The organism is Primorskyibacter flagellatus (genome assembly GCF_048268605.1).
Classification (GTDB): Bacteria; Pseudomonadota; Alphaproteobacteria; order Rhodobacterales; family Rhodobacteraceae; genus Primorskyibacter; species Primorskyibacter flagellatus.
Genome location: NZ_JBLWVF010000024.1, coordinates 21,378 through 47,131, shown reverse-complemented (window position 1 = coordinate 47,131; position 25,754 = coordinate 21,378). Strand labels below are relative to the sequence as shown.

22 protein-coding genes and 1 pseudogene are annotated in these 25,754 nt (G+C 64.0%); 13 read left to right on the top strand and 10 right to left on the bottom strand.

What is annotated here, in order from left to right; genetic code table 11:
- Positions 1-100: 100 nt before the first annotated feature.
- Positions 101-1,261: an S-(hydroxymethyl)glutathione dehydrogenase/class III alcohol dehydrogenase gene (locus tag ACN0WV_RS17650; protein ID WP_417607534.1), complete on the bottom strand. Its 1,161-nt coding sequence runs from the start codon at positions 1,259-1,261 to the stop codon at positions 101-103.
- 111 nt (positions 1,262-1,372) lie between these two features.
- Between ACN0WV_RS17650 and ACN0WV_RS17645 the strand changes: the two genes are divergently transcribed.
- Positions 1,373-1,957 carry a HutD/Ves family protein gene (locus ACN0WV_RS17645; protein WP_067548310.1) on the top strand — a complete coding sequence of 195 codons (585 nt, stop codon included), beginning with the start codon at positions 1,373-1,375 and terminating at the stop codon, positions 1,955-1,957.
- On the opposite strand, the gene ACN0WV_RS17640 is transcribed toward ACN0WV_RS17645, so the two are convergent.
- Positions 1,918-3,276: a formimidoylglutamate deiminase gene (locus ACN0WV_RS17640; RefSeq protein ID WP_417607532.1), complete on the bottom strand. Its 1,359-nt coding sequence runs from the start codon at positions 3,274-3,276 to the stop codon at positions 1,918-1,920. The two genes, ACN0WV_RS17645 and ACN0WV_RS17640, sit on opposite strands and share 40 nt — an antisense overlap.
- A gap of 87 nt (positions 3,277-3,363) precedes the next feature.
- On the opposite strand from ACN0WV_RS17640, the gene hutI reads away from it, so the two are divergent.
- From hutI to hutU, 4 genes are read left to right on the top strand one after another with little or no spacing between them, the layout of a single operon-like run.
- Positions 3,364-4,575, top strand: coding sequence for an imidazolonepropionase (hutI, locus tag ACN0WV_RS17635; protein WP_417607530.1), 1,212 nt, complete (start codon positions 3,364-3,366; stop codon positions 4,573-4,575).
- A complete protein-coding gene (hutH, locus tag ACN0WV_RS17630; protein ID WP_276155331.1) occupies positions 4,572-6,110 on the top strand; it encodes a histidine ammonia-lyase in 1,539 nt (512 codons plus the stop codon). The genes hutI and hutH overlap by 4 nt, the downstream gene beginning before the upstream one ends.
- Entirely contained in the window at positions 6,107-6,907 is an 801-nt protein-coding gene (gene hutG, locus ACN0WV_RS17625) for an N-formylglutamate deformylase (protein WP_417607528.1), read from the top strand. Before hutH ends, hutG begins: the two co-directional genes overlap by 4 nt.
- A complete protein-coding gene (gene hutU, locus ACN0WV_RS17620) occupies positions 6,904-8,571 on the top strand; it encodes a urocanate hydratase (RefSeq protein ID WP_417607526.1) in 1,668 nt (555 codons plus the stop codon). The genes hutG and hutU overlap by 4 nt, the downstream gene beginning before the upstream one ends.
- Positions 8,572-8,610: 39 nt before the next feature.
- Here the strand turns inward: hutU and ACN0WV_RS17615 are convergent, their stop codons facing one another.
- A complete protein-coding gene (locus tag ACN0WV_RS17615; protein ID WP_417607524.1) occupies positions 8,611-9,750 on the bottom strand; it encodes a DSD1 family PLP-dependent enzyme in 1,140 nt (379 codons plus the stop codon).
- 29 nt (positions 9,751-9,779) lie between these two features.
- Positions 9,780-10,469, bottom strand: coding sequence for a UTRA domain-containing protein (locus ACN0WV_RS17610; RefSeq protein WP_417607522.1), 690 nt, complete (start codon positions 10,467-10,469; stop codon positions 9,780-9,782).
- Between the two features lie 194 nt (positions 10,470-10,663).
- Between ACN0WV_RS17610 and ACN0WV_RS17605 the strand changes: the two genes are divergently transcribed.
- Genes ACN0WV_RS17605 through ACN0WV_RS17590 form a run of 4 tightly spaced genes read left to right on the top strand, consistent with a single transcriptional unit; the run spans position 10,664 to position 15,184 of the window.
- Positions 10,664-11,620 (top strand): ABC transporter permease, encoded by a 957-nt coding sequence (locus ACN0WV_RS17605; protein ID WP_027260343.1) that lies wholly within the window; start codon positions 10,664-10,666, stop codon positions 11,618-11,620.
- Between the two features lie 13 nt (positions 11,621-11,633).
- Positions 11,634-12,482 carry an ABC transporter permease gene (locus ACN0WV_RS17600; protein WP_036049131.1) on the top strand — a complete coding sequence of 283 codons (849 nt, stop codon included), beginning with the start codon at positions 11,634-11,636 and terminating at the stop codon, positions 12,480-12,482.
- 3 nt (positions 12,483-12,485) lie between these two features.
- On the top strand, positions 12,486-14,117 hold the full coding sequence (locus ACN0WV_RS17595) for an ABC transporter ATP-binding protein (RefSeq protein WP_417607520.1): 1,632 nt from the start codon (positions 12,486-12,488) through the stop codon (positions 14,115-14,117).
- Positions 14,114-15,184, top strand: a complete 1,071-nt coding sequence (locus tag ACN0WV_RS17590) for a succinylglutamate desuccinylase/aspartoacylase domain-containing protein (RefSeq protein ID WP_417607518.1) — start codon at positions 14,114-14,116, stop codon at positions 15,182-15,184. The genes ACN0WV_RS17595 and ACN0WV_RS17590 overlap by 4 nt, the downstream gene beginning before the upstream one ends.
- On the opposite strand, the gene ACN0WV_RS17585 is transcribed toward ACN0WV_RS17590, so the two are convergent.
- From ACN0WV_RS17585 to ACN0WV_RS17575, 3 genes are all read right to left on the bottom strand, one after another.
- Positions 15,181-16,341: a 2Fe-2S iron-sulfur cluster-binding protein gene (locus tag ACN0WV_RS17585; protein ID WP_417607516.1), complete on the bottom strand. Its 1,161-nt coding sequence runs from the start codon at positions 16,339-16,341 to the stop codon at positions 15,181-15,183. The two genes, ACN0WV_RS17590 and ACN0WV_RS17585, sit on opposite strands and share 4 nt — an antisense overlap.
- Before the next feature lies 1 nt (position 16,342).
- A complete protein-coding gene (locus ACN0WV_RS17580) occupies positions 16,343-17,383 on the bottom strand; it encodes an aromatic ring-hydroxylating dioxygenase subunit alpha (protein WP_165198564.1) in 1,041 nt (346 codons plus the stop codon).
- 93 nt (positions 17,384-17,476) lie between these two features.
- The gene (locus ACN0WV_RS17575) at positions 17,477-18,418 is read right to left on the bottom strand and encodes a LysR substrate-binding domain-containing protein (RefSeq protein WP_417607514.1); all 942 of its coding nucleotides are present in this window, start codon (positions 18,416-18,418) and stop codon (positions 17,477-17,479) included.
- 200 nt (positions 18,419-18,618) lie between these two features.
- Between ACN0WV_RS17575 and ACN0WV_RS17570 the strand changes: the two genes are divergently transcribed.
- The 3 genes from ACN0WV_RS17570 to ACN0WV_RS17560 all read left to right on the top strand — a co-directional run bounded on the left by ACN0WV_RS17570 (position 18,619) and on the right by ACN0WV_RS17560 (position 22,778).
- Positions 18,619-20,175, top strand: coding sequence for an ABC transporter substrate-binding protein (locus ACN0WV_RS17570; protein WP_027260338.1), 1,557 nt, complete (start codon positions 18,619-18,621; stop codon positions 20,173-20,175).
- A 78-nt stretch (positions 20,176-20,253) separates the two neighbouring features.
- Entirely contained in the window at positions 20,254-21,639 is a 1,386-nt protein-coding gene (locus tag ACN0WV_RS17565; protein ID WP_027260337.1) for an FAD-binding oxidoreductase, read from the top strand.
- 17 nt (positions 21,640-21,656) lie between these two features.
- Positions 21,657-22,778 carry an aminotransferase class I/II-fold pyridoxal phosphate-dependent enzyme gene (locus tag ACN0WV_RS17560; RefSeq protein ID WP_417607512.1) on the top strand — a complete coding sequence of 374 codons (1,122 nt, stop codon included), beginning with the start codon at positions 21,657-21,659 and terminating at the stop codon, positions 22,776-22,778.
- Here the strand turns inward: ACN0WV_RS17560 and ACN0WV_RS17555 are convergent.
- From ACN0WV_RS17555 to ACN0WV_RS17545, 3 genes are all read right to left on the bottom strand, one after another.
- Complete coding sequence (locus ACN0WV_RS17555; protein WP_417607510.1) at positions 22,688-23,671, bottom strand: integrase catalytic domain-containing protein; 984 nt, start codon at positions 23,669-23,671, stop codon at positions 22,688-22,690. The two genes, ACN0WV_RS17560 and ACN0WV_RS17555, sit on opposite strands and share 91 nt — an antisense overlap.
- 82 nt (positions 23,672-23,753) lie before the next feature.
- A complete protein-coding gene (locus tag ACN0WV_RS17550) occupies positions 23,754-24,545 on the bottom strand; it encodes a TniQ family protein (protein ID WP_040183014.1) in 792 nt (263 codons plus the stop codon).
- An 83-nt stretch (positions 24,546-24,628) separates the two neighbouring features.
- Complete coding sequence (locus ACN0WV_RS17545) at positions 24,629-25,246, bottom strand: TniB family NTP-binding protein (RefSeq protein ID WP_417607508.1); 618 nt, start codon at positions 25,244-25,246, stop codon at positions 24,629-24,631.
- An 81-nt stretch (positions 25,247-25,327) separates the two neighbouring features.
- On the opposite strand from ACN0WV_RS17545, the pseudogene ACN0WV_RS17540 reads away from it, so the two are divergent.
- Positions 25,328-25,663: pseudogene (locus ACN0WV_RS17540) on the top strand (transketolase); the annotation flags it as partial.
- Between the last annotated feature and the right edge of the window lie 91 nt (positions 25,664-25,754).

The following is a 25,754-nucleotide window of genomic DNA, read 5'->3' as shown; positions in this document are numbered from 1 at the left end:
AGCTGCCGTTCTTGACGGGCGATTGACTGTCGCTCACAGGAAACTGGCCGCCTGACCACCAGGTTTTGCCCACTCCCGAATTAAAGGCAAAATCTCATGTTTAAGGGCAAAGCACAGCCGTTGATTTGGTTGGATTTCTCATCTCACAATTAAGGGCTACGCGACAGCTCCGGATGCTCTCGCCCGCGTGCATCATCTCGAAGCCCTTGTTGATCTCTTCCAGCTTCAGAATATGCGTGATCATCGGGTCGATCTCGATCTTGCCGTCCATGTACCAGTCGACGATCTTGGGCACGTCGGTGCGCCCGCGCGCGCCGCCAAAGGCGGTGCCTTTCCATGTGCGGCCCGTGACCAGTTGGAAGGGGCGCGTGGCGATTTCGGCGCCGGCGGGGGCGACGCCGATGATGACGCTCTCGCCCCATCCCTTGTGCGATGCCTCGAGGGCGGTGCGCATGACGCCGACATTGCCGGTGGCATCGAACGTATAGTCGCCGCCGCCGGTCAGCTCGACCAGGTGGCCGAGCAGATCGCCCTTCACCTCATTCGGGTTGACGAAATCGGTCATGCCGAAGCGCTTGGCCATCTCGACCTTTTGCGGGTCGATATCGACGCCGACGATCTGGCTGGCCCCCGCCATGCGCAGGCCCTGGATGACGTTGAGGCCGATCCCGCCGAGACCGAAAACGATGGCGCGGCTGCCGATCTCGACCTTGGCGGTGTTGATGACCGCGCCGATGCCCGTCGTGACACCGCAGCCGATATAGCAGACCTTGTCGAACGGCGCATCCTTGCGGATCTTGGCCAGCGCGATCTCGGGCAGGACGGTGTGGTTCGAGAAGGTCGAGCAGCCCATGTAATGCAGGATCGGCGTGCCATCGAGCATGGAGAAGCGGCTGGTCCCGTCGGGCATAACGCCCTTACCCTGCGTCGCGCGGATCGACTGGCAAAGGTTCGTCTTGGGGTTCAGGCAATACTCGCACTCGTGGCATTCGGGCGTGTAGAGCGGGATCACGTGATCGCCCACTTCCAGCGAGGTGACACCCTCGCCCACCTCGACGACGACGCCCGCGCCCTCATGGCCGAGGATCGCAGGGAACGCGCCCTCGGGATCGGCGCCCGACAGGGTGAAGTTGTCGGTGTGGCACAGGCCCGTCGCCTTGATCTCGACCAGAACCTCGCTCGCCTTGGGGCCGTCCAGGTTCACTTCCATGATTTCCATGGGTTTTCCGGCCTCAACGGCTACGGCGGCGCGTGTTCTCATTGCAGATGTCACTTGAATTTATGTATAGACATATAAGGCGTCACCACGTTGCAGAAAGCGTGACTGGCCCCGTCAAGCATTTGGCGTCATCTGGGATGAAAGGAAGAAATCATGCAGCTGCTGAAGGGCGTCGATCTGGTGGAGGTGCCGTGGAAGAACGGCGGCGGCATCACCCGCAATATCGCAGAAGGCAAGACGGCGCTTGGCCCGACATGGCGACTGAGCCGGGCTGATGTGGCCGGGGATGGGCCTTTCTCGAATTTCGCGGGGCTGCGGCGGGTACTTACCGTTATCTCCGGCGCTGGCATGGACCTTTTGCACACGGATGGCACCTTGCGCGCCGATCCGCTAAAGCCGGTGGCGTTCGATGGGGGCCTGCCCGTCACGGCGCGCCTGCTGGACGGGCCGCTGACCGATCTGAACCTGATGTTCGACCCGGCCCATTGCGACGGTGCCGTGCGCCTGTTGCGCGGCGCGGCCGTGCAGGACGTGGACCCCCCGTCTGGCGGGCTCACGGCAATCCACGTCGTTCAGGGCCGCCCGCGGATCGCGGGCGACGCGCTGGCTGTCGCGGATACCGCGTTCTTGACCGGGCCTGCTGATTTGCAACTGGCCGAGAGCGACGCTCTGCTGGAGATATCCTTGCGGTATCTCGATCAGAGTGCTGCCATCACACTGTCCATTGCGGCCCGATAGCGCGCGACGATACCCTCGCGCGCGACATGCCTGCCGCCCTGAACCATGTGGCGCCCGGCGGACCAGACATCGGTCACGGCGGCGTCCGTCGCGGCAAAGACCAGACCATCGAGCAACTGGTGGCGCGGCAGCGCCATCAACGCGGTATCATGGCTGTCGATCGCAACCAGATCGGCCAGCTGGCCCACCGCGATCGTGCCCGCCTTGCGGCCCAGGGCCTGCGCCCCGCCGCGCGCCGCGCCGGTATAGAGCATGTGACCGACCGACCCTTCCTCGACGACCATGACATTGCGCGCCATGTCGCGCAGGCGCTGCGAATATTCCAGGGTGCGCAACTCCTCGGTCAGTGAGATCCGCACGTTGGAGTCCGACCCGATGCCGAAGGCCCCGTGCGCCTGCAGATAGGCGGGCCCGTTGAACGGGCCATCGCCCAGATTGGCCTCGGTGATCGGGCAGAGGCCCGCAACCGCGCCTGAATGGGCCATCGCCCGCGTTTCGGCATCGGTCATGTGGGTGGCGTGGATCAGGCACCATTCCGGCGTGACATCGGCATTCGCCAACAGCCAGTCCACAGGGCGCGCGCCCAACCACGCCTCGATATCGGTGACCTCCTTGGGCTGCTCGGCGATGTGGATATGGACGGGGCCGCCCTCATGCGCGACCAGCGCGGCCGCCAGATCATCCGGCGAGGTGGCGCGCAGAGAATGGGGCGCGATGCCGACGCGGCAATCCTCGGGCAGATCTGCCACCGCTCGGCGCGCATGCGCGACCAGATCGCCGAAACGATCCACCGAATTGCCGAACCGCGCCTGCCCCTTCTGCAAGGGCATCTGCCCGGCGCCGCCATAAGTATAAAGCACCGGCAGATGTGTCAGGCCGATACCCGATACCTGCGCGGCGGCAGCGATACGCGCCGAAAGCTCCGCCAGATCGTCGTAAGGCGCTCCGTCCGGCTGGTGGTGCAGGTAATGAAACTCGCCGACGCTGGCATATCCCGCCTCTTGCATTTCGAGGAAAACGAAAGCCGCGATCGCCTCGATGTGCTCGGGCGTCAGATGCGCGGTAAAGCGATACATCAGATCACGCCACGTCCAGAAACTGTCCTTTCCGGCTGCGCGATACTCGGTCATGCCTGCGATCGCTCGCTGGAAGCTGTGGCTGTGAAGGTTGGCGAGCGCGGGCAGAAGCGTGTCGACGCACTGGTCATCCGGCGCCGCGCTGGCACCCACGCTCAGCCCAGTGATCGCCCCCCCATCGACGCTCAGCCGGACATCGCTGGCCCATCCATCCGCCAAGAGTGCCTGTTTTGCGAAAATCATTTGACTGCCTTTCCAAAGTTTATGTATAGACATATATAGCGCTTCATCCGGTTGGAAAAGCGAAACCTCAGCCATATCGGACAGATTATGACAGATAGCAAAACTCTCTACGTCGATTTGACCGCCGCGACGATGAGGCAGACCGATGAGGCCTACGGCCTGATCCCGAATGCCGCCATCGCGGTCGAAGCGGGACGAATCGCATGGACGGGGCCGCTGGACGATCTGCCCGGCGAATATGAGGCTACCTCGCGCACACCGCTCGGCGGCCGCCTTGTCACGCCGGGCCTGATCGATTGCCACACGCATATCGTGCATGGCGGGGACCGCGCGGGCGAGTTCGAGATGCGCCTCAACGGTGCCAGCTACGAAGAAGTCGCGCGCGCCGGGGGCGGCATCGTCTCGACCGTGACCGCGACCCGCGCGGCGGATGAAGCGGCGCTGATCGCGAGCGCCCTGCCCCGTGTCGACACGCTTCTGGCCGAGGGGATCTGCACGCTCGAGATCAAGTCGGGCTACGGGCTCGACGTCGAGACCGAGCTTCGGATGCTGCGCGCCGCGCGGGCGATCGAGCGCGAGCGCCCTGTGCGCGTGCGCACCTCCTTTTTGGGCGCGCATGCCGTGCCGGCGGAATATGCGGGCCGCGCCGATGCCTATCTGGACGAGGTCTGCATCCCGGCGCTACGCGCCGCGCATGAGGAAGGTCTGGTCGATGCGGTCGACGGTTTCTGCGAAGGCATCGCCTTCTCGCCCGAGCAGATCGCCCGCGTCTTCGATGTGGCTCAGGAGCTGGGCCTGCCGCTCAAGCTGCATGCCGAGCAGCTGTCGAATCTCGGCGGTGCGAAGATGGCGGCAAGCTATGGGGCGATGTCCGCCGATCATATCGAGTATCTGGACGAAGACGGCGTCATTGCGATGGCTAATGCCGGAACCGTCGCCGTCATCCTGCCCGGCGCCTTCTACACCATCCGCGAGACGCAAACGCCGCCCATCGAGAGCCTGCGTAAGCATGGCGTGCCGATGGCCCTGTCCACCGACAACAATCCCGGCTCGTCGCCGCTGACGTCGCTTCTGCTGACGATGAACATGGCCTGCACGCTGTTCCGCATGACCCCCGAAGAGGCGCTGGCCGGCGCGACCCGCAATGCGGCCGCCGCGCTGGGGCTGGATGATTGCGGAACCATCGCCGAGGGCATGCGCGCCGATCTGGCCGTATGGGACATCAAGGCACCGGCCGAACTGAGCTATCGCATCGGGTTCAACCCGCTTCATTCCCGCATCTTCGGAGGCAATTCGTGACCACGCTCACCCTGACACCCGGCGCCGTGACGCTAAACCACCTGGCACAGATCTATTGGGACGAATGCGCCGTGCGCCTCGATCCCGCGAGCCATCCGGATATCGAGCGCGCCCATGCGCGCATCGCCCGCGCCGTCGCGGGGACGGATGCCGTCTATGGCGTCAATACCGGCTTTGGCAAGCTGGCCTCCGTCAAGATCGCGTCCGAGGACACGGCTACGCTGCAGCGCAACCTGATCCTTTCGCATTGCTGCGGCGTCGGCCCCGCCATTCCGCGCCGCATGGCGCGGATGCTGATGGCGCTCAAGCTGCTCAGCCTCGGGCGGGGCGCCTCGGGCGTCCGGCTGGAGCTGGTCGCCCTGATCGAGGCGATGCTGGACAAGGGCGTGACGCCCGTGATCCCGGCGCAAGGCTCGGTTGGGGCCTCTGGCGATCTGGCGCCGCTGGCACATATGGCAGCCGTGATGATGGGGCATGGCGAGGCCGAATTCGGTGGTGATGTGATGCCCGGCGGCAAGGCGCTGGCCGCGGCCGGTCTCAGCCCGATCGAGCTTGGCCCGAAGGAAGGCCTCGCGCTGATCAACGGCACGCAATTCTCCACCGCATTCGCGCTGGCGGGCCTTTTCGGCGCATGGCGCGCGGCACATTCCGCGCTGGCCACATCGGCGCTGTCGACCGACGCCATCATGGGCTCGACCGCGCCGCTGCAGCCCGAGATCCACAGCCTGCGCGGCCATCGCGGCCAGATCGAGGCAGGCGAGACGATGCGCGCGCTTCTGGAGGGCTCCGAGATCCGAGAGAGCCACAGGGACGGCGATGCGCGCGTACAGGATCCCTATTGCATCCGCTGCCAGCCGCAGGTGACCGGCGCCGCGATGGATGTGCTGCGGCAGGCCGCGCAAACCCTCGAGATCGAGGCAAACGCGGCGACGGACAATCCGCTGGTCCTGACCGAAGCCGATCTCATTGTATCGGGCGGAAACTTCCACGCCGAGCCGGTCGGCTTTGCCGCCGACATGATCGCGCTAGCGATTGCCGAGATGGGTGCCATTGCGCAACGCCGTGTCGCGCTGATCGTCGATCCCGTGCTCAGCCACGATCTTCCGCCCTTCCTGACGCCGCGCCCCGGCCTCAACTCGGGCTACATGATCGCCGAGGTCACGACAGCGGCATTGATGAGCGAGAACAAGCATCTGGCAAATCCCTGCGTCACCGACAGCACGCCCACCTCCGCCAACCAGGAGGACCATGTCAGCATGGCCGCGCATGGCGCGCGACGCCTCACGCAGATGCTGGAGAACCTCAATCGCATCCTCGGGGTCGAGCTTCTCTGCGCGGCGCAAGGTGTCGATTTCCGCGCGCCGCTTGCCACCAGCAGCGCCCTGCAACGCATCGTGACGCGTGTGAGGCAAGAGGTCGAGACGCTGGGCGATGACCGCTACATGGCCCCCGATTTGGAGCGCGCGGCGCAGCTGATCGCCACGGGCGCCATCATCGACGCGGCAGGCACCCCGATGCCGGAGTTGGGCGCATGAGTCCGGTCGAAATCACCCGCGGCGATAGCCCCATTGTTCTCGGACTGCCGCATACCGGCACCTACGTGCCGGATGCCATCGCGGCAGATTTGAATGACCGCGGCCGCGGCCTCGACGATACCGACTGGCATATTCACCGGCTTTACGAGGGACTGCTGCCGGATGCCACGATCGTGCGGGCAACCTTCCACCGCTATGTGATCGACGCCAATCGCGATCCGTCGGGCGCGTCCCTCTATCCCGGTCAGAACACTACCGGTCTCGTGCCGCTGACGGATTTCGACGGGCATGACATCTGGAACCGCGCGCCTGACGAGACCGAGATCGAGGAGCGGCGCATTGCCTACCACGCGCCTTATCATGCGGCGCTCAAGGCCGAGCTGGACCGCGTCAAGGAGATCCACGGCGTCGCGATTCTTTACGACTGCCACTCGATCCGTTCGGAAATCCCGTTCCTCTTCGATGGCGTGCTACCCGATTTCAGCATCGGCACGAATATGGGTGAGACCTGTGATCCGGCCATCGAGCGCGCCGTGCGCGAGGTCTGCGGGGCCGCAGACGGCTATACCAGCGTGCTGAACGGGCGGTTCAAGGGCGGCTGGACCACGCGCCATTATGGCCAGCCGCCGACCGGCATTCACGCAATCCAGATGGAGCTGGCGCAGTCCGCATATCTCGGGGCCGAGGCCGCGCCCTGGCCCTATGACGATGCCAAGGCCGCGCGCCTGCGCGCCCATCTGACAGACATCCTGACCAAACTGGCTGACCTGGCCCCCACACTGAAAGGCAAAGCATGAGCGATCCCCGCAAGAACACGCGCGACATCTACCCCGCCACCGGCACCGACATCACGGCGAAAAGCTGGATGACCGAAGCGCCGATGCGCATGCTGATGAACAACCTGCATCCCGATGTGGCCGAGAACCCGCATGAGCTTGTCGTTTATGGCGGCATCGGGCGCGCCGCGCGCACATGGGACGATTTCGACACCATCGTGGCCAGCCTCAAGGATCTCGAAGAGGAACAAACGCTGTTGGTGCAATCGGGCAAGCCCGTGGGCGTATTTCAGACGCACAAGGACGCGCCGCGGGTGCTGATCGCCAACTCGAACATCGTGCCGCATTGGGCGACTTGGGATCATTTCAACGAGCTCGATAAAAAGGGTCTGGCGATGTATGGCCAGATGACCGCCGGCAGCTGGATCTATATCGGCAGCCAGGGCATCGTGCAGGGTACATACGAGACCTTTGTCGAGGCAGGCCGCCAGCATTACGATGGCAACCTCAAGGGACGCTGGATTCTGACCGGCGGCCTCGGCGGCATGGGCGGCGCGCAGCCTCTGGCGGCCGTGATGGCCGGCGCCTGCTGCCTCGCGGTCGAATGCAACCCCGACAGCATCGATTTCCGCCTGCGCACCCGCTATGTCGATGAAAAGGCCGAGACGCTGGACGAGGCGCTGGAGATGATCGAGCGCTGGACCAAGGCGGGCGAGGCCAAGTCGGTCGCCCTTCTGGGCAATGCCGCCGATGTCTTCCCCGAGCTGGTCCGCCGCGGCGTGCATCCCGATATCGTCACCGATCAGACCAGCGCGCATGACCCCGTGAACGGCTATCTGCCGCAGGGCTGGACGATGGCCCAATGGCGCGACAAGCGCGAGAGCGATCCCAAGGCCGTCGAGAAAGCCGCCCGCGCCAGCATGAAGGTGCATGTCGCCGCGATGGTCGATTTCTGGAACGCGGGCGTGCCCACGCTCGACTATGGCAACAACATCCGCCAGGTCGCGCTGGAAGAGGGGCTGGAAAACGCCTTTGCCTTCCCCGGTTTCGTGCCCGCCTATATCCGCCCGCTTTTCTGCCGCGGCATCGGCCCCTTCCGCTGGGCCGCCCTGTCGGGCGATCCGGAGGATATTTACAAAACCGACGCCAAGGTGAAGGAGATCCTCTCGGAGGACACGCATCTGCACAACTGGCTGGACATGGCGCGCGAGCGGATCAGCTTCCAGGGCCTGCCGGCGCGCATCTGCTGGGTCGGCCTCGGCGTGCGTCACAAGCTGGGCCTCGCCTTCAACGAGATGGTCCGCAATGGCGAGCTGAAGGCGCCCATCGTTATCGGCCGCGATCACCTCGATTCCGGCTCGGTCGCCTCGCCGAACCGCGAGACCGAGGCGATGAAGGACGGCTCGGACGCCGTGTCCGACTGGCCGCTGCTCAACGCGCTGCTCAATACAGCGTCGGGCGCCACCTGGGTATCGCTGCATCACGGCGGCGGGGTCGGCATGGGCTTCAGCCAGCATTCGGGCATGGTGATCTGCTGTGACGGCTCCGAAGATGCGGATCGCCGCATCGCGCGCGTTCTCTGGAACGATCCGGCCACCGGCGTCATGCGCCACGCCGATGCCGGCTACGACGAGGCGCTGGACTGCGCCCGCGAACAGGGCCTGAACCTGCCCGGCATCCTCTGAGCCAATGCGCCGCCGGGGCCCTCCCCGGCGGCGGTCCCGCTACCAGCCCCCGAAGCGCTCCCATTGCATGAGCGGACCGCCCTTGGCGGGAATGACATTATAGTGCCCATGCTGCGACGCGGTCGCGCAGGCATGGTTGGGCAGGATGCGCAGGCGCGTGCCGATGGGAAGAGCCGGCATCGCTGCGCTTGATCCGGGCCGCAGTGCGATCGTCCCATGCTCCTGACTTGTCTGGGTGACGATCAGATCGGGGATCGGGCGCCCCGCCTCGTCGCAGACCAGACCATAGCCTTGATCCACCTCCTGTGCCGCCGTGCCGCGATCGCGCGACATGGCCATCCATCCCGCATCGACCATGATCGAGCCGCGCGCGGGCTGATGGCCGATCACCGTGGTCAACACCGACAGCGCGATATCATCCACCGCGCAGGCGCCGATACCCGCCATCACCAGGTCGAAAAAGACATAGACGCCTGCGCGCAGCTCGGTCACGCCGGTCAGATCCTGCGCCGCATGGGCCGTGGGCGTCGATCCTGCGCTGACAATGGGGCATGGCAGGCCCGCCGCGCGCAGCGCCTCGGCGGCCCGCACCAATGCGGCGCGCTCGACCTCGGCAAATTCGGCCTGCGCGGCATGGCCCAGGGCACCATAGCTCTGGCCCGCATGACAAAGGACGCCCGCCAACTCGGCGCCGCCCTGATGCAGGATGCGCCCGATCTCGATGATCTCGGGATCGTCTGGCACCAGCCCGCTGCGATGGCCGTCGCTGTCGATCTCGATCAGCGCGGGAATGGCGATGTCCGCCTGCGCCGACGCCTCCGCAACCGCGCGCGCCTGCATGGCGGAATCCACCAGGACAGTCAGGCGGCATCCGGCGCGGTGCAGGTCCAGAACCCGGTCCAGCTTGTTCAGCGCGATGCCCACGCCATAGGTGATGTCGCGGATCCCGGCCGCGGCGAACACCTCGGCCTCGGCGAGGGTCGAGACCATGGCAGACCCTGTGCCGCCGGCCAGCATCCGGCGGGCCACCTCTATCGACTTGCCAGTCTTGAGGTGCGGGCGCAGCGGCACTTCAAGGCTGGCTGCGTGACCCTCAAGCCTCTTGATGTTGCGCATCATCCTGGCCTCGTCGACGATCAGACAGGGCGTCATCAAGGGCGCGAGCGGCTGAATGCTCATGGCGGATCCTTTCGTTTCAAGGAGTGCGTTCAATAGCGCGTGGTCATGCGATGGCCGGGGCGATAGGCCAGCTTGACGAAGGTGTTCGCGCTGCCTTCAAACCATGTGGCCCGCTCGACCGTAAAGAGCGGATCGCCCGGCTGGCAGCCGAGATGCCCGGCCATACCGGCATCGGCCAGCGTGGCGGAAAAGCTGATCTCGGCCGTCGAGAAGGGAATGGTCGAAACCAGCCATTCATTGGGCCCGACCTGCGAGAAGTCGGCATCTCGCGCCTGCGGCAGAACCTCGAGATTGATCCAGCGATCCTCGTGCTGGAACGGATCGCCATCGGCGTAATGCATGCAGACGAGGTGCAGCGCGTCGGCCCCCTGCCCCAGCTGAAGCCGCGTGCGCAGCCAGTCGGGCGCAGTCTCGATGCTGCGCGACGCAAGGCTGTAGCGATATTCGGCGCCCTTGTCCTCGATCTCGCGGCGCACAAGCGGAATGTCGAAACGCGCCTGCCGGATCGGACTTGCGCGGACTCGCGTGCCTGCCTTGCGCCGCCGCTCGATCAGGCCGTCATCCGCCAGCTCGCGCATAGCGCGGTTCACGGTCGCGCGGACGCAGCCATAGGTTTCCGCAAGCTCGATCTCGTTCGGGATAAGGCTGCCGGGCTGCCAATGGCCGCTGGTGATCTTGGACAGGATGTCCGATTTCACATCCTTGTAAGTGGTATTCATCGGGCAAGCCTTCGCATAAGTTCGCGCTATTGCACTTATAGTCTATATCTTATCCCACACCAAGCCTGCGGCGCGACCTTGTAGATATTCTAAACGACGGCGCTTCAAGCCTGCGCTTGCGGGGCTAGGCGACCTCAATCACCCTATATATAGTCTAGACATAAACGGAATCCCTTGGACAAGAAGCGGTTTAGATGCGGACTATCCTGTCGATCATTCTGAAAAGACTGCTGGTCGGATGCATGACGCTTTTCGTCGTGACGATCATCATCTTCGGCGCCATCGAAATGCTGCCCGGCGACATCGCGACCGAGGTTCTTGGCCAGGCCGCGACCGAAGAAAGCCTGAACGCCTTTCGCGAGAAATACGATCTGAACCGGTCCCTGCCCGCGCGCTACCTGTCATGGCTTGGCGGCGCCGTCACGGGCGATTTCGGCATCAGCCTCGCCAATCAGCGCCCCATCTCCGAACTGATCGGCCAGCGCGCGGCCAACACGTTTTTCCTTGCAGGCTATGCCGCCGCGATCGCGGTTCCGATCGCCGTGGTGTCGGGCATGCTGGCCGCGCTCTATAACGGATCTGTCTTCGACCGGATGCTCAGCAGCTCGACTTTGGCCGCGATCTCGTTCCCCGAGTTCTTCATCGCCTATATCCTGATCCTGATCTTTTCGGTGGCACTCGGCTGGTTTCCCAGCCTCGCCAATGTCGATCCCGGCACGGGCCTCGGCGAGCGGCTTTACCTGACGTTTCTGCCCGCGATGACGCTGACGCTGATCGTGCTGGCCTACATGATGCGCATGACTCGGGCGGCGATTCTGAACCTCTTGGCTCTGCCTTATATCGAGATGGCGCATCTGAAGGGGATGAAGCGCTGGCGCGTGATCGCGGTTCATGCCCTGCCCAATGCGCTCGCGCCGATCATAAACGTGATCGCGCTGAACCTTGCCTATCTGATCGTCGGGGTGGTGCTGGTCGAGGTGGTCTTCGTCTATCCCGGCCTGGGTCAGATCCTGGTCGATGCGGTGTCGAATCGCGATGTGACCGTGGTGCAGGCCGCCTGCCTGATATTCGCGGCCACCTACATCATTTTGAACCTCGCGGCGGATATCCTGTCGATCATCGCCAATCCCCGCCTTCTGCACCCGAGGTAGCGCCGTGAACGAAATACTATACACCTTGCGCGGCGCGCCGGTTTCGGCTTGGATCGGCATCGCGATCATCGGTCTCTACGCCGTCCTGGCCATTGCCGCGCCGCTGCTGGCCCCCTATCCCGAGGCGGCCTCGGTGGGTGCGCAATATCAGCCCTGGGCCGCGCCACATTACCTTGGCACCGATGCGCTGGGGCGCGACGTGCTCTCGCGTCTGATCTACGGCGCGCGCAATACGGTTGGCATCGCGCTGGCCACAACGGCGCTGGCCTTCCTTCTAGGCGCGACCATGGGCCTTCTGGCCGCTACCCTCGGCGGATGGTTCGACGCGATCAGTGCGCGCGTGGTCGATGTGCTGATGGCGATCCCGGCGCTGATCTTCGCGCTGCTCATCCTGACCATCACCGGTACATCGGTCCTGGCCCTGATCTTCGTCATCGCCATCCTGGACAGCACCCGTGTCTACCGCCTGTCGCGCGCCGTTGCCCAAGGCATTCTGACAATGGATTATATCGAGGTGGCGCGGATGCGCGGCGAGGGCCTGTGGTGGCTGATCCGCAAGGAGGTGCTGCCCAATGCCGCGGCGCCCCTGATCGCGGAATTCGGCCTGCGCTTCTGCTTTGTCTTCCTCTTCATCTCGGCGCTGTCATTCCTCGGCCTCGGCATCCAGCCGCCCACCGCCGACTGGGGCGGCATGGTCCGCGAAAGCGCCAAGCTGATCGGCTTTGCCGATTTCTCGACCTGGCAGACGGCGACATTCGGCCTTGCGCCGCTGCTACCTGCCGGGGCCATCGCGCTGCTGACCATCGGGGTCAACCTGATCGTCGACTGGGTGCTGCACATGTCCTCGGGCCTCAAGGAGTAACGCATGAGCGATCTGCTGCTGGAGATGACCGATATCCGTATCGAGGGACGCTCCGACCGGGCATGGAAGCCCATCATCAAGGGTGTCGATCTGGCGCTGAGGCGCGGCGAGATCCTGGGCCTCATCGGCGAGAGCGGCGCCGGCAAATCGACGCTGGGCCTCGCCGCCATGGGCTATACCAAGGGCGGCTGCCGGATCAGCGGCGGCTCGATCAGGTTCGACGGGCAGGAGCTGGTAGGTGCGAATGCCAATACCCTGCGCAAGCTGCGCGGCAAGCGCATTGCCTATGTCGCGCAATCCGCGGCCGCAGCCTTCAACCCAGCCTACAAGCTGATCGACCAGTATTCCGAAGGCCCGGTCAAGCATGGCGTCATGAGCCGCGCCGAGGCGCAGCGCGATGCGGTCGAGCTCTATCGCAAGATCCGCCTGCCGGACCCCGATCAAATCGGCTTTCGCTATCCGCATCAGGTCTCGGGCGGGCAGCTTCAGCGCGCGATGACGGCGATGGCCATGTCCTGCCGCCCCGATCTGATCGTCTTCGACGAGCCGACGACCGCGTTGGACGTGACCACCCAGATCGAGGTTCTGGCCGCGATCCGTGACATCGTGCACGAATACAATACCGCCGCGATCTACATCACGCATGATCTGGCGGTCGTCGCGCAGATGGCCGACCGGATCAAGGTGCTGCTACGCGGCGAAGAGGTCGAGGATGCGCCCGCACGCGACATGCTGGCCGATCCCCAAGAGGACTACACCAAGTCCCTCTGGGCCGTTCGCGAATTCCGCCGCGATCCCCTGCCCCCGCAGGAGGAAGGCATCGCGCCGCTGCTGGAAATCGAGCGGGTCACGGCAGGCTATGGCGCAGTCACGGTCCTCAAGGATATCGACCTGACGATCACGCGCGGATCGACCGTCGCGATCGTCGGCGAAAGCGGATCGGGCAAGTCCACCCTCGCGCGTGTCGTGATGGGCCTCTTGCCGCCGTGGCAGGGCTCGATCGAATTCGACGGCACGCCCCTGCCCGCCTCGAGCCGGGATCGCACGCCTGATCTGCAACGCCATGTGCAGATGATCCACCAGATGGCCGATACCGCGCTGAACCCCAAGCAGCGCATCCGCGAGGTGCTTGGCCGGCCGCTGGAGTTTTTTCTCGGCCTCAAGGGCGCCGCCAAGGAGGCGCGCATCCGCGAGCTGCTCACCCTGATCGAGCTCGATCCGGACGAATTCATCGACCGCTTGCCCGGCGAGCTGTCAGGAGGGCAGAAACAGCGCGTCTGCATCGCCCGCGCACTGGCGGCCGAGCCCGAATTCATCATCTGCGACGAGGTGACTTCCGCACTCGATCAGCTGGTCGCCGAGGGCATCCTGCGCCTTCTGGACCGGCTGCAGCGCGAGATGAACCTGACCTACATGTTCATCACGCATGATCTGGCGACGGTTCGCTCCATCGCGGATACCGTGGTGGTGATGCAACGCGGCGTCATCGTCGAGCAGGGCACCAAGGACGACATCTTTACGCCGCCCCACGCCCCCTATACCGAGCTTCTTCTGTCATCGGTGCCTGAAATGGATCCCGAGTGGCTGACCCGGCTTCTGGCCGCCCGGGGCGAAAGCGGGCAAGGCGCGTCATGATGGGTCTTGCGTTCGGCACCTTGTCATCGCCCCTCGATCTCGATGCCGCTGGCAAGCGGGCGGGGCAATACGGCCTGACGCATTCGGGCAACCGGCACGCCTTTTCGGCAATCCGCGCACCGCTGGGCGTGATACGCGGCGAGGATGGCCCCACCGCCCTGATCTGCGGCGGCAACCATGGCGACGAATATGAAGGGCAGATCATCGCCCGCCGGCTCTTCGAGCGGCTCGAGCCCGAAGATCTGCACGGCCGCCTCATCCTCGCGCCCGCGCTCAACATGCCTGCGATCGAGGCCGTCAGCCGCACATCGCCGCTGGATGGCGGCAACCTGAACCGCTCCTTCCCCGGAGAGGCCCATGCCGGCCCCACCCGCGAGATTGCAGGTTTCGTGGCCACGCAGCTCATGCCGCTGGCCGATATCGCCATCGACCTGCATTCGGGCGGGACGGGCACCGCCTATCTCGACGCCGCCTATCTTTGCCTTTCGGGCGATGCGGCCCGCGATGCGCAAACCCGCGCCATGGCCACGACAATGGGCCTGCCTTTCGCGATGGTCGTGCCGCCCGGCGACACACCCGGAGATTTCGACGGTGCCGCGCATGCGGCGGGCTGCGCCATGCTGTCCTGCGAGCTGGGCGGTGAGGGCAAGGTGTCACGGCGCGCGCTCGAGGCAGGCTGGCAGGGTGTCTTGCGCGTGCTGGTTGACGCGGGCATCCTGCACGAGGCGGCAGCGACGCGTCTGGGGGCGGGACCCGCGCCGCAGACGCGGTTTCTGGATCTCGGCGCCGCTTCGGCGGCTGTCACATCGGATCACCACGCGCTTGCCGAGCCGCTGGTTGCGTTGGGCGAGGCGGTCAGCGCTGGTCAGCCTATCGCCCGCCTGCGCGATCTGCATCGTCTGGACGTTTCGGCCATTGACCTGACCGCGCCCGTCGCAGGCATTGTCGCCATTCAGCGTGCGGGCGCGATTGTCGCGCCCGGCGATCATCTTTGCGTTATCTGCCCGGAACTCTCCGGCACGGCACTGGATGCCCTGCTGGAGCAGACCGCGCGCGGCGCGCCCTAGATATCCAGCACTACGGCCCCCTTGGGGCGGGCGCAGCAGATCAGCACCTCGCCCGGCGCGGGCGGGTTCAGCGGATCCTCGAAATATTCGACCTCGCCCGACACAAGCGCGCATTTGCACGAGTTGCAGATCCCGGCGCGACAGCTGAATTCAGGATTGAGGCCGGCATTCTCGGCCAGCTCCAACAAGGAGGCCGCACTGCCATCCCATGTCGCTGCCTTGCCGGATTTACGGAAGGTCACATCGCCCACGGCCGCAACGGGCGCAGCCTTTGGGGCCAGCTCGACCGCGGTTTCGTCGCTGGCCCAAGCATCGGGATTGGTCAGAAAGGTCAGCGAGCGGATGGAGGCCGCCGCCTTCGACGCCGCTTTAGACGGCTTTTCTGCAGGCGTGGCACTCATCTGGTCCAGCGACATGGCCTTGCCAAAGAACTCATAGGCAATCCGGTCCTTCGGCAGGCCCAGTTCCTGCAGCAACTGATACATCGCCGCCATGAACGGAGCGGGGCCGCACAAATATGCCTCATAGTCGCCGATGGGGACGTGATCTTGCAGAAACGCCTTGTGGATCATGCCCTCGGCATGATGGCGCGCGGCGCTGCGGTCCTCATCCGTGGGCGTGCGATAGACAAAGAGAGTGCGGATGTTGCCACCTGCAAGCGCCTCGACTTCATCGCGCAGCGCGTGGACCGCGCCATTCTCGCAGGCGTGGATGAAATAGACATCCCGATCTCTCTCTTTCAGGCTGTGCAGCATCGACACCAGCGGCGTCAGGCCGACACCGCCCGATAGGAGCAGGACGGGGCGGCGGCTTGTCTCGTCGAGAACGAAACCGCCGCGCGGGGCCGCGATCTCGAGCTCGTCCCCTTCTTTCACCCCGTCATGAAGCCAGCACGATCCGACCCCATCGGGCGCGCCGCCCTGCCCCGCCTCGCGCTTGACAGTGATGCGGTGGGCCTGCCCGTCGGCAACATGGTTCGAGACCGAATAGGTCTTGAGCACCGGAGCATCCGCACCCGGCACGCGCAGCGTCAGGTATTGACCGGGCAGCGGAGACCAGAGCGGCGCCCCATCCGCGGGCTCGAGATAAAAGGAGGTGATGATGTCGCTCTCGCGCACCTTGCGAGCGACACGAAACGCGCGGAAACCAGTGGCCATGTCACTGGCTCATCTTGGCGTCGACCATCGCCTCTTCGGCGATCATCGCCTCGAGCTGTCGGCGGAAGCGCAGCTGGCCCGCGTCGATGTGAAGGTCGATATGCGGCGAGGTCTTTTCGGTCATGCCGATCTGCACCTCGTTCAAGACGGCGCGATCCTCTTCGAATGCACCGCGCACGTCCTCGCTCATCATCCTGGACAGCTCTTCGTCATCCGGGCGGATGTTGCGCAGCTGGAACCAGTAATAGCGAGTCTCGCTTTCGGTCGTGGGCGTCATGAAGTTGTAGCTGTCCATGACAAAAGTCTTTTCATGCAACGTGCCGTCCACGCCGCCGGTGCCGGCGGGGGTAAAGACGGCGCGGATCAGCGCGTGGCTGGGATAGCGCACCTCGTAATGCTGCAGACGGTCGCAATTGCCCTCGAACTCGATCACCTTCTTGTAGAAGGGCGCGGGCTCGTGATCCATCATCCAGCGATGGACGATGACGCCCGTGTCGGTCTTGGTGACGCGCAGCGGCGTGTCCTTGGTCGCGGCGGCGGCAAAGGACGACTCATGCACCCAGGCCACATGCGTGGGATCCAGCAGGTTGTCGCACATCAGCAGGTAGTTGCAGTTCAGCTCCATCGCCGCGCCGCGGTTGATGCCCCACTCGGGATTGTCGAAATTCGGGATGTCGATGATGTCCTCGGGGTCCGCGATCGCCGCATTGCCCATCCAGATCCAGACCAGCCCGTATTTCTCATGCACCGGATAGGGACGCACCTTGGCGGCCGAGGGGATGCGCCCGCCTCCCGGCGCCCAGACGCATTGGCCCGCGCAATCGAAGGTCAGGCCATGGTAGCCGCATTCGACATTGTCATCCTTGATCCGGCCCTTGCTGAGCGGCAGCTTGCGATGCGGGCAGGCATCCTCCATCGCGATGACTTCGCCGTGGCTGTTGCGGAACATACAGATCTTCTCGCCCAGCACCTTGACCTGCTGCAGCTCGCCCTTGATCTCGTCGCTCCATGCGGCGACATACCATGCGTTCTTCAAAAACATACCTGGACTCCTGACTGGCTTGGGTGTGGCTGGACCTCTCCGATCTATATTGAAGACATGGCAAAATTAAACGTCGTTCTGCAGGGTGATTGTTTAGTTTTCCTGCCTTATGGAAAATCGGTCGGCGCCCTGGCCAGAGCGCGCCTCGGCCAGGATCCAGTTCAGGAACCTGCGCGAGACATCATTCTCCAGCAGCATGGGCGACCAACAGATGTAATAGGGTTCGGGCATGGGGATGGACTGCTCGGACAAACGCACCAGCCGTCCCAGCTTCAGATCCATCGAAGCAAATGAATGCTGCGCCAGGGCAACGCCCTGCCCGCTTGCCACAGCTTCCAGCGCCGAGCCGGAAAGAGAATGGATCGAGACGGGTTTCTGCCTGGGGCGCGGCTGATCTTGGGCCGCAAGCCAGTCGCCAAGGCGCGGCACGCTGGCATAGCCCGGACCCCAGTCGATATCGACCCACGGCAGCGATCCCAGCGCTTCAGGGTCCGACGCCTCGGGGTGGCGCGCCAGGAATTCGGGCGCGCAGACCGGAAAGCAGACATCATGGAAGAGCGCGCGCCGATGCGGATGCACCTCGGATGCCGCGCCATAGGTCAGGCGGAACATGTGGTTCAGGAATTGCGGTTCCGGCTCTACATGGGTGGCCTCAAGCCGGAAAGAGGCCGAGCCGTGAGCCGCCTCGAAACGGTGAAGGCGCGGATTGAGCCATTTGAGCAGCAAGGTCGGCAGCCCCGAGATACTCACGTCCCGGTCGGCCATCCGCTCGGCAAGTAGCCCCTGCGCCTGCTGGAGCTTGGCGAAGCCGGCCGACAGCAAGTCGTGATACGACCGCGCGGCAGGGGCCAGTGATGCGCGCCGGCCATCCTTCATGATCAGCGGGATCTTGAGTTGCGTCTCGAGGATCTTGATCTGCTGGCTGATCGCGCCGGGCGTCACGCCCAGCTCCTTGGCCGCCGCCGTGACAGAACCGAGCCGCCCGAAGCTTTCGAAGGCCTGAAGCGCACGGAGGGGAGGAAGAGTGGATTGCATAGCCTGCCTATAACATGAGGTCGCACCGGTTACACTTAGAAAGCCTAAAGAGTGTCTGCGCAATTCTCATTTGTCAGAAGATCAGCGGTAGACCTATTCTAATAACAATAGACATAATAACACGCAAACGGCCGCCCGCTCAACGGGTGTTCAATCATCTGGCGATGATCGGTGTCGGCCCATAACAGGGATATCTTTCAATGACGATTTCAATGAACCGACGCAGTCTCCTGATCGGTGCGGGCGCCATGGGCGGCGCCGCCGTTCTGGGCCTCTCGGGCCAGCCTTTGCGCGCGGCGACGCCGCAGCCGGGCGGAACTCTCCGCCTCGGGGTCGGCAGTTTCGACTCGGGCGAGACGCTGGATCCGCAGGTGAATGAGACCAAGTTCATGCAGAACCTGCAATGGCAGATCCGTAACAACCTGATCGAGATCGGGGCGGGCGGCGTTCTGGTGCCCGAGCTTGCCACCAGCTGGGAATCCAATGACGATCTGACCGTCTGGGTGTTCAAGCTTCGCCAAGGGGTCGAATTCCACAACGGCAAGACGATGGATGCCGATGACGTGGTCTTTTCGATCAACCTGCATCGCGGACCGGACACGATCAGCCAGACCAAGAGCCTTGTCGCCGTGATCAAGGACGTTCAGGCCACTGCCCCCGACGAGGTGACGATCACCCTGAACGAGCCGAATGCAGGCTTCCCCCCTGTCATGGCGCTGACCACGATGGTCATCGTGCCCAAGGATGACATGAATTTCGATGCCGGGATCGGCACCGGCGGCTATATCCTCGAAACCTACGAGCCGGGCATCAAATCCATCGTCCGCAAGAATCCCAACTACTGGAAATCCGATCGCGCCCATTTCGACGAAATCGAGATGCTGGCGATCCGAGATGTCAATGCGCGCACGACCGCGCTGCAGACCGGGCAGATCGACGTGATGAACTCGGTCGATCCGACAACGGCCAATCTGATGGCCGTCATGCCAGGCGTCGATCTGGTCCAGACGCAGGGCAAGGTGCATTACTGCTTCAGCATGATGACCACCGATCCGCTGTTCCAGGACGTGCGCGTGCGCAAGGCGATGAAACTGGCGATCGACCGTCAGGACATGGTCGACAAGATTCTCAATGGCTATGGCTCGATCGCCAATGACCAGCCGATTTCCAACGCCTATCGCTATCACAACCCCGATCTGCCCCAGCACAGCTATGACCCCGAGCAGGCCAAAGCGCTACTGAAGGACGCGGGCGCCGAGGGTCTGACGACGACGCTGCACGCCTCGAACACGCCCTTTACCGGCGCCGTGGAGGCCGCGCAGCTCTTTGCCGAGCATGCCGCGCAGGCAGGCGTCACCATCAATGTCGCGCGCGAGCCCGAGGATGGCTACTGGTCGAACATCTGGGGCAAGAAGCCGTTCTTCGCCTCGCGCTGGTCCGGCCGTGCCAACGAGGATCTGATGCTCAGCCTCGCCTACTCCAAGGAGGCGTTAGGCGGCTACAACGCGACCAACTGGGACAACGAGGCATTCAACACCGCACTGATCGCCGCCCGTTCGGAAAAGGACGACGCCAAGCGCCGCGAGCTCTATAACGAATGCCAGCGCATCCTGTCGGATGAGGGCGGGCTGATCGCACCGGTCTGGGCCGACTTCCTCGATGCCAAGGCATCCAAGGTGGGCACGCCCGAAGAGATCTCGGGCGACTGGGACCTTGACGGCAACCGCTGCGGCGAACGCTGGTGGTTCAACGCCTGATCGGGCAGAATTGCAATATGGCGGGCCGCCCGGAACGGCGGCCCGTTGTCACATCCGATCCCGAGGTCGACACATCCCATGGACACCCCCGCCGCAACCGACAGCCTCACCGCCGCCTTGGAAGAACTTCGCCATCGGTTCGGCGAGCGCCTGCTGACCTCGGACGCCGCACGCGAGCACCACGGGAGTGGCGAGTCGCATCTTCCGCCCCAATGGCCTGACGCCGTGATCATGGCGACATCCACCGAAGATATCGCGGACATCCTGCGCGCCGCTCATACGCACGGCGTGCCGGTCATTCCCTTCGGCGCCGGATCGTCGCTCGAGGGGCAGATCCATGCACCGCGCGGCGGCATCAGCATCGACATGTCCGGCATGGACCAAATCATCGCGGTCAATCCCGAGGATATGGATTGCCGCGTCGCCTGCGGCGTCACCCGGCAGGCGCTGAACGAGCATCTGCGCGACACCGGGCTTTTCTTTCCCGTCGATCTGGGCGCGCATGCAACCCTTGGCGGCATGGCGGCAACGCGCGCCTCAGGCACGACGACCGTGCGCTACGGCTCGATGCGGGATCTGGTGCTGGGGCTGACCGTGGTCATGCCGGACGGGCAGATCATCAAGACCGGCGGTCGGGCGCGCAAATCTTCGGCCGGTTATGATCTCACGCGGCTTATGGTCGGCTCCGAAGGCACGCTCGGCATCATCACCGAGCTGACCTTGCGGCTTTTCGGAATCCCCGAGGCGGCGCAAAGCGCGATGTGCAGTTTCGCCAGCATCGGGAAGGCGACCGAAACGGTCGTGGCCGCCTTGCAATGCGGCCTTTGCCTGAACCGGATCGAGCTGGCCGATACCGTCCAGATGCGCGCGATCAATGCCTATTCGGGCTCCGATCTTCCCGAGCATCCGACTCTCTGGATCGAACTGACCGGATCCGAAACGGCCGTGGCGCATGACATGGCGATCCTGCGCGATCTGGCGGAGGGCGCGCTGCGCTTCGAGGCGGCCCAGACGGCGGAGGCCGCATCGAAGCTGTGGCGCATCCGGCACGACGCGCTTTATGCCGCGCGTGCGCTGCGGCCCGGCATCAAGGGGATCTCCACGGATGTCTGCGTGCCTGTCTCGCAACTGCCCGCTTGCATCAGCGGAATCATGGACGTGATCGCCACCACCTCGATCATCGCGCCGCTGGTCGGGCATGTCGGGGATGGCAACTTCCATCTGGTGCTGCTTTATGATCCGGCCGATGCGGATGAGGTGCGCGAGGCGCGGCATATCAACAGCAGCCTGATCGAGATGGCCCTCGCCATGGGCGGCACCTGCACGGGCGAGCATGGGGTCGGCCTCGGCAAGAAGGCGTATCTCGACGCCGAACACGGCCCCGCCCTCGATGTGATGCGCCGGATCAAACGCGCGCTTGATCCGGGCGGCATCATGAACCCCGGCAAGATTTTCGACCTTTGACGCCAAGGACAGCAACCATGACACACCCGCTTCCCGATGATCTGATCCGCAAGGATGTGCGCGATCTGCCGGAGTATAATGCCGGCTTGGCACTGGATCGTTTTCGCGACGCATACGGCATCGATTGCGTGGCCAAGCTGGACAGCAACGAGAGCCCGCTTGGCCCGTCGCCACGCGCGATCGAGGTGATGCGGGAGGCGGCAAAGGGTGTCGCGCGCTATCCCGATGCCGCCAACACCGCACTGCGCAGCGCCATTGCGCGAAGCACCGGGGCCGAGGCGGACCGGATCATCGTCGGCAATGGTTCGGAAGATCTGATCGGGGCGCTCTTTCGGGCCACGATCCGCGCAGGCGATCACGTGGTCACGATCTGCCCCAGTTTCGGCCTGCATGAGTTCGGCGCGCTGACCTTCGGCGCGCGGGTGACCAAGCTGCCTTTCGAGGCCGACTGGTCCTTTCCGGTCGAGACGATCAAAGCCGAATTGCGCAGCGCGCCGCGCATCCTGATCTTCTCGTCGCCCAGCAACCCGGCCGGCCCCGCAATCTGCGAAAACGCCTTCCGCGCCATCGTGGAGGCCGCTGACCCCGCGACGCTGATCTGCTTCGACGAGGCCTATGTCGAATTCATCGACCCGCAGCACCGCTTTGACGCGCTCGGGATACTGGCCGCATCCGGCAAGCCCCATATCGTGCTGCGCACCTTCTCCAAGGCCTACGGCCTGGCTGGCGCGCGGGTGGGATACGGCATCGCCAGCGCACCCGCGATGATCCGGGCGCTGATGAAGACGCGCAATCCCTTCGGCGTCAACGCGATGGCCGCCGCAGGCGCGATCGAGGCGCTGGCCGACACCGCCCATCTGGACCGCGTGCTGCAGTGCGCCGCGGCCGAGCGCGACAGGGTGGCCGCCGCGCTGACCGCCAAGGGCTATCCCTGCGCGCCCAGCCAGACCAATTTCGTCTTTTTCGACACAGGCCAGCCCGCCAATGAGTTTGCCGAGGGCCTGCGCCGCGCCGGGATCCTGATCAAGGCATGGCAGGAGGCGCCGTTTCAGACATGCGCGCGCGTCACCATGGGCACAGCGGCCGAGAATGACGCGTTTCTGGCTGCCGTGCCGCAGATCAGCGGCAAGGTGGCCTGACCGCCTCGCCGCCGTCCTGCGTAGTGTGGCGCACCTATAGGCCGGTACTGCAGCGAAATCCCGTGCTCCTCGGCGCCCCGCTTCATCGCTTTTGAGCGGAACTCCTTGGCATTGTCGACGTGAATGGTATCCGGCAATCCCTCGGCGGGCCAGTCTGCGTCGATCCCCAAGCTCTCCAGCCAGTCGAATTTGGGCTGCACCAGGTGCTGAATGGCCAGTGCCACCGACAAGGTCGATGGCGGCTCCAGCGTCAGGTAAAACCCTGCCACCATGCGGCTGGCGACGTCGATGGCGAGCGTCAGCCAGGGCCGTTGCAAAGGCTTCCGATGAATTCGATCTACGACGATGACATCCACCAGCGTATGGTCGATCTGAACCACCTCATAGGTCCGTTGGACCTGATAGCTGCCTGGCACCGGGTGATGGCGCTGGCGAGAGGCTCTGGCGCCCTCACGCGCCGCTGTGAGTTCGACCGGATCTATCGCCGCCACACGGTCCCGCAGCGTGGTCCAGCACGGGGGACGCAAACCCCTCTGACTGCACCGCATGCGCACCTCCTTTTGCAGGGCGTTGATGCTCGGCTTCTGGAGGGACTTGTAAAACTCCTCGATCGCCCCCGAAATCACCGTTTCGATCTCGTCAGGCAGCCGACGGCTGCCCGTCGGTGTTCCGACTTGAGCCGCCAGCAAGGAACTGGCGACCGGGCGCGCCTTGTACGCTGAGATCAACTCGTACAGGCGGGAGCGCTTGAGACCAAGATCGCGGCAGTCCTTGAGAAACTCGGCACGGTTCGGCGGTGACTTGTTTGCCAGCCGACGGATCACAGTTTCCCGCGCGACCGCCTGTTCCCACGCAGCATCGTCGACGGCGTTGATGTCTGCTCGATCCACCATGGCCAAACCCGGAAAATAAGTGTCTTATTGTCGCGTTGCCCTTTAATCTGAGACGGGACGTGTTTGGCGACAATTTTTGCCCTTAATTGTGAGATGCGGCTGTCATGGGGCCGGCGCTTTTCGCGCGCCTTTGCGCGATGTGATCAACCGCGGCAAGCAATCGAGGCTCCTTCTCGAAGGCGCGCAAGAGAGCAACCCTTGCATAGTCGTCGATGCTTTTGCTGACGATGGCTGTCTTAGCCAAGGGCTGAGATCGAGCGGCGGCGATTGCGGCGAGGCAGAACAGCCTAACTTCCGATCTGGGGTTCTGGACAGCGAACGACGGATCCCCGCGGAAGGTTTTGAGTGACATGGCAAAGATGACTGCGCGCATTTCGCGCCGAAGTTGCTTGGGGCCGCGCGATCGCGCGGCGCACTCAAGCATCCCTGCCCCGCGGCGCGCTCGGAATATCAGTTTTCCGGATATTTGTTCCTCACAGGGTTTGCCAAGGGTCTGCACAAGTCTCGTCCCGCAAACTTGGCAGTCAAATGCCCAGGCCCGCCTCCAATGCCTGAGCGAAAGACCCTCTCTGGAGCATTGCACGCAATGCTGGAATGGCATCTGAGCCGTCAGCGAGGCTTCTCGTGGGGTCATTGCCGGAAAGGTCAACGATCGCACAACATCTGGGTCGACTCGTGCGGCGTTGGCAATCCTCTCCGCCGTGGCCGCGTCGACACTGAAGTCCAAGGCGGTGCCATGCGCGGTATCAATTTTGATATGAGCCAACAGTTCCGCGTCATCGCAGTAGTTGGCCGCCGCCAGCCGAGATAACCAACCTGACAACAACTCGTCTGGCAGCGGCGCGACAGTTTTCGGCAGCGTGTGCGGCTTCACACCCCGGACTTCTCGAGTCGCCGATAGGCGTTCGCATGGCGCGACCAAACCGGCGTCCATTTTGCGATCGCGTCATCAGTAATTCATTCATCACCTGTGACGATGGCGTAGATGGAAAGATCCTTGATCAGGGCGAAGATGCGCGAGGTCACCCCACCGGTTAGCGCAAGTATCTGCTTAAATGACTTGACCTTCAGATTGGATTTCTTCTCGAGGGGCATTGCCGCGATGAGTGTCTGGATCATGTCCGAGAACTCGGCATCGTCGCGCCAGTTTGGCAGGTGATGTTCGTCCAGCCGCCTGGCAAGCTGGATATCACCACGGATGGCATCAACGGCCTCGCTGACCCCGAGGCAGACCAGCGACACCTCGAGTTCATTGCTAAGATACCGCAGAACATTGAGAAAGCGGCGCTGTTCGCGGTGGGTCCCGGCCAAGAGGTTGTGAACCTCGTCGATCATGATCATCCGAAGGCCAAGGTCGCGCAGGAGCGCGATGACGCGGACCTCGAGGGAAGCCACATTTTGCGCGCGGGCGCTCAGTGCCGTCGCCGGGGCGCCGAGGGCGGCCAAGATGTGCAGGTAGAACCGCCGTTCGTCTGGTGCGGGCGGCGCTTGCAACAGCAGCAGCGGTGTGCGGGTGATGCCTGACGCTGGATCGTATTCTGGTGCGTATTTGCGCGACAGGTTTCGGGCGATCATCGTCTTGCCGATCCCGGAGGCACCATGCACAAGAAGCGAGGCATACGGGTTTGCCGTGGCGCTTCGATCATAACCTGCAAGCGGTCCAACACCGGCTGGACCGCTGCCCAAAGGGCACGGTCTCGCGGCAACCAGACTGCCCGCGCGCATATCGAAACACTCATGTCCGCGCTGCCCGCTCATTGCAAAATCATCACGGCGATCGACGGCCACCCCGCCACACTTTCATGGCTCGGATCGGTCGCCGGGCACCAGACCATCCCGATGGGCGTCGAGCACTTCGGCCAGACCGGCACCATCGGCGAGCTTTACCGCCATCACGGCATTGATGCCGTCGCCATCGTGGAAAAGGTGAATGGACTGACGGCGGGGAAACATGTGAGCCAGGGCGTTCTGGGGTCGCTGATCTACAACTGACAGCCGACGTCCTGGCCTGCTCGGAGGGTCCTAAGCATCTTTGGGTTACACCAGACCGGTGATTGGCACTGTAGACCGCGAACCACCGCAA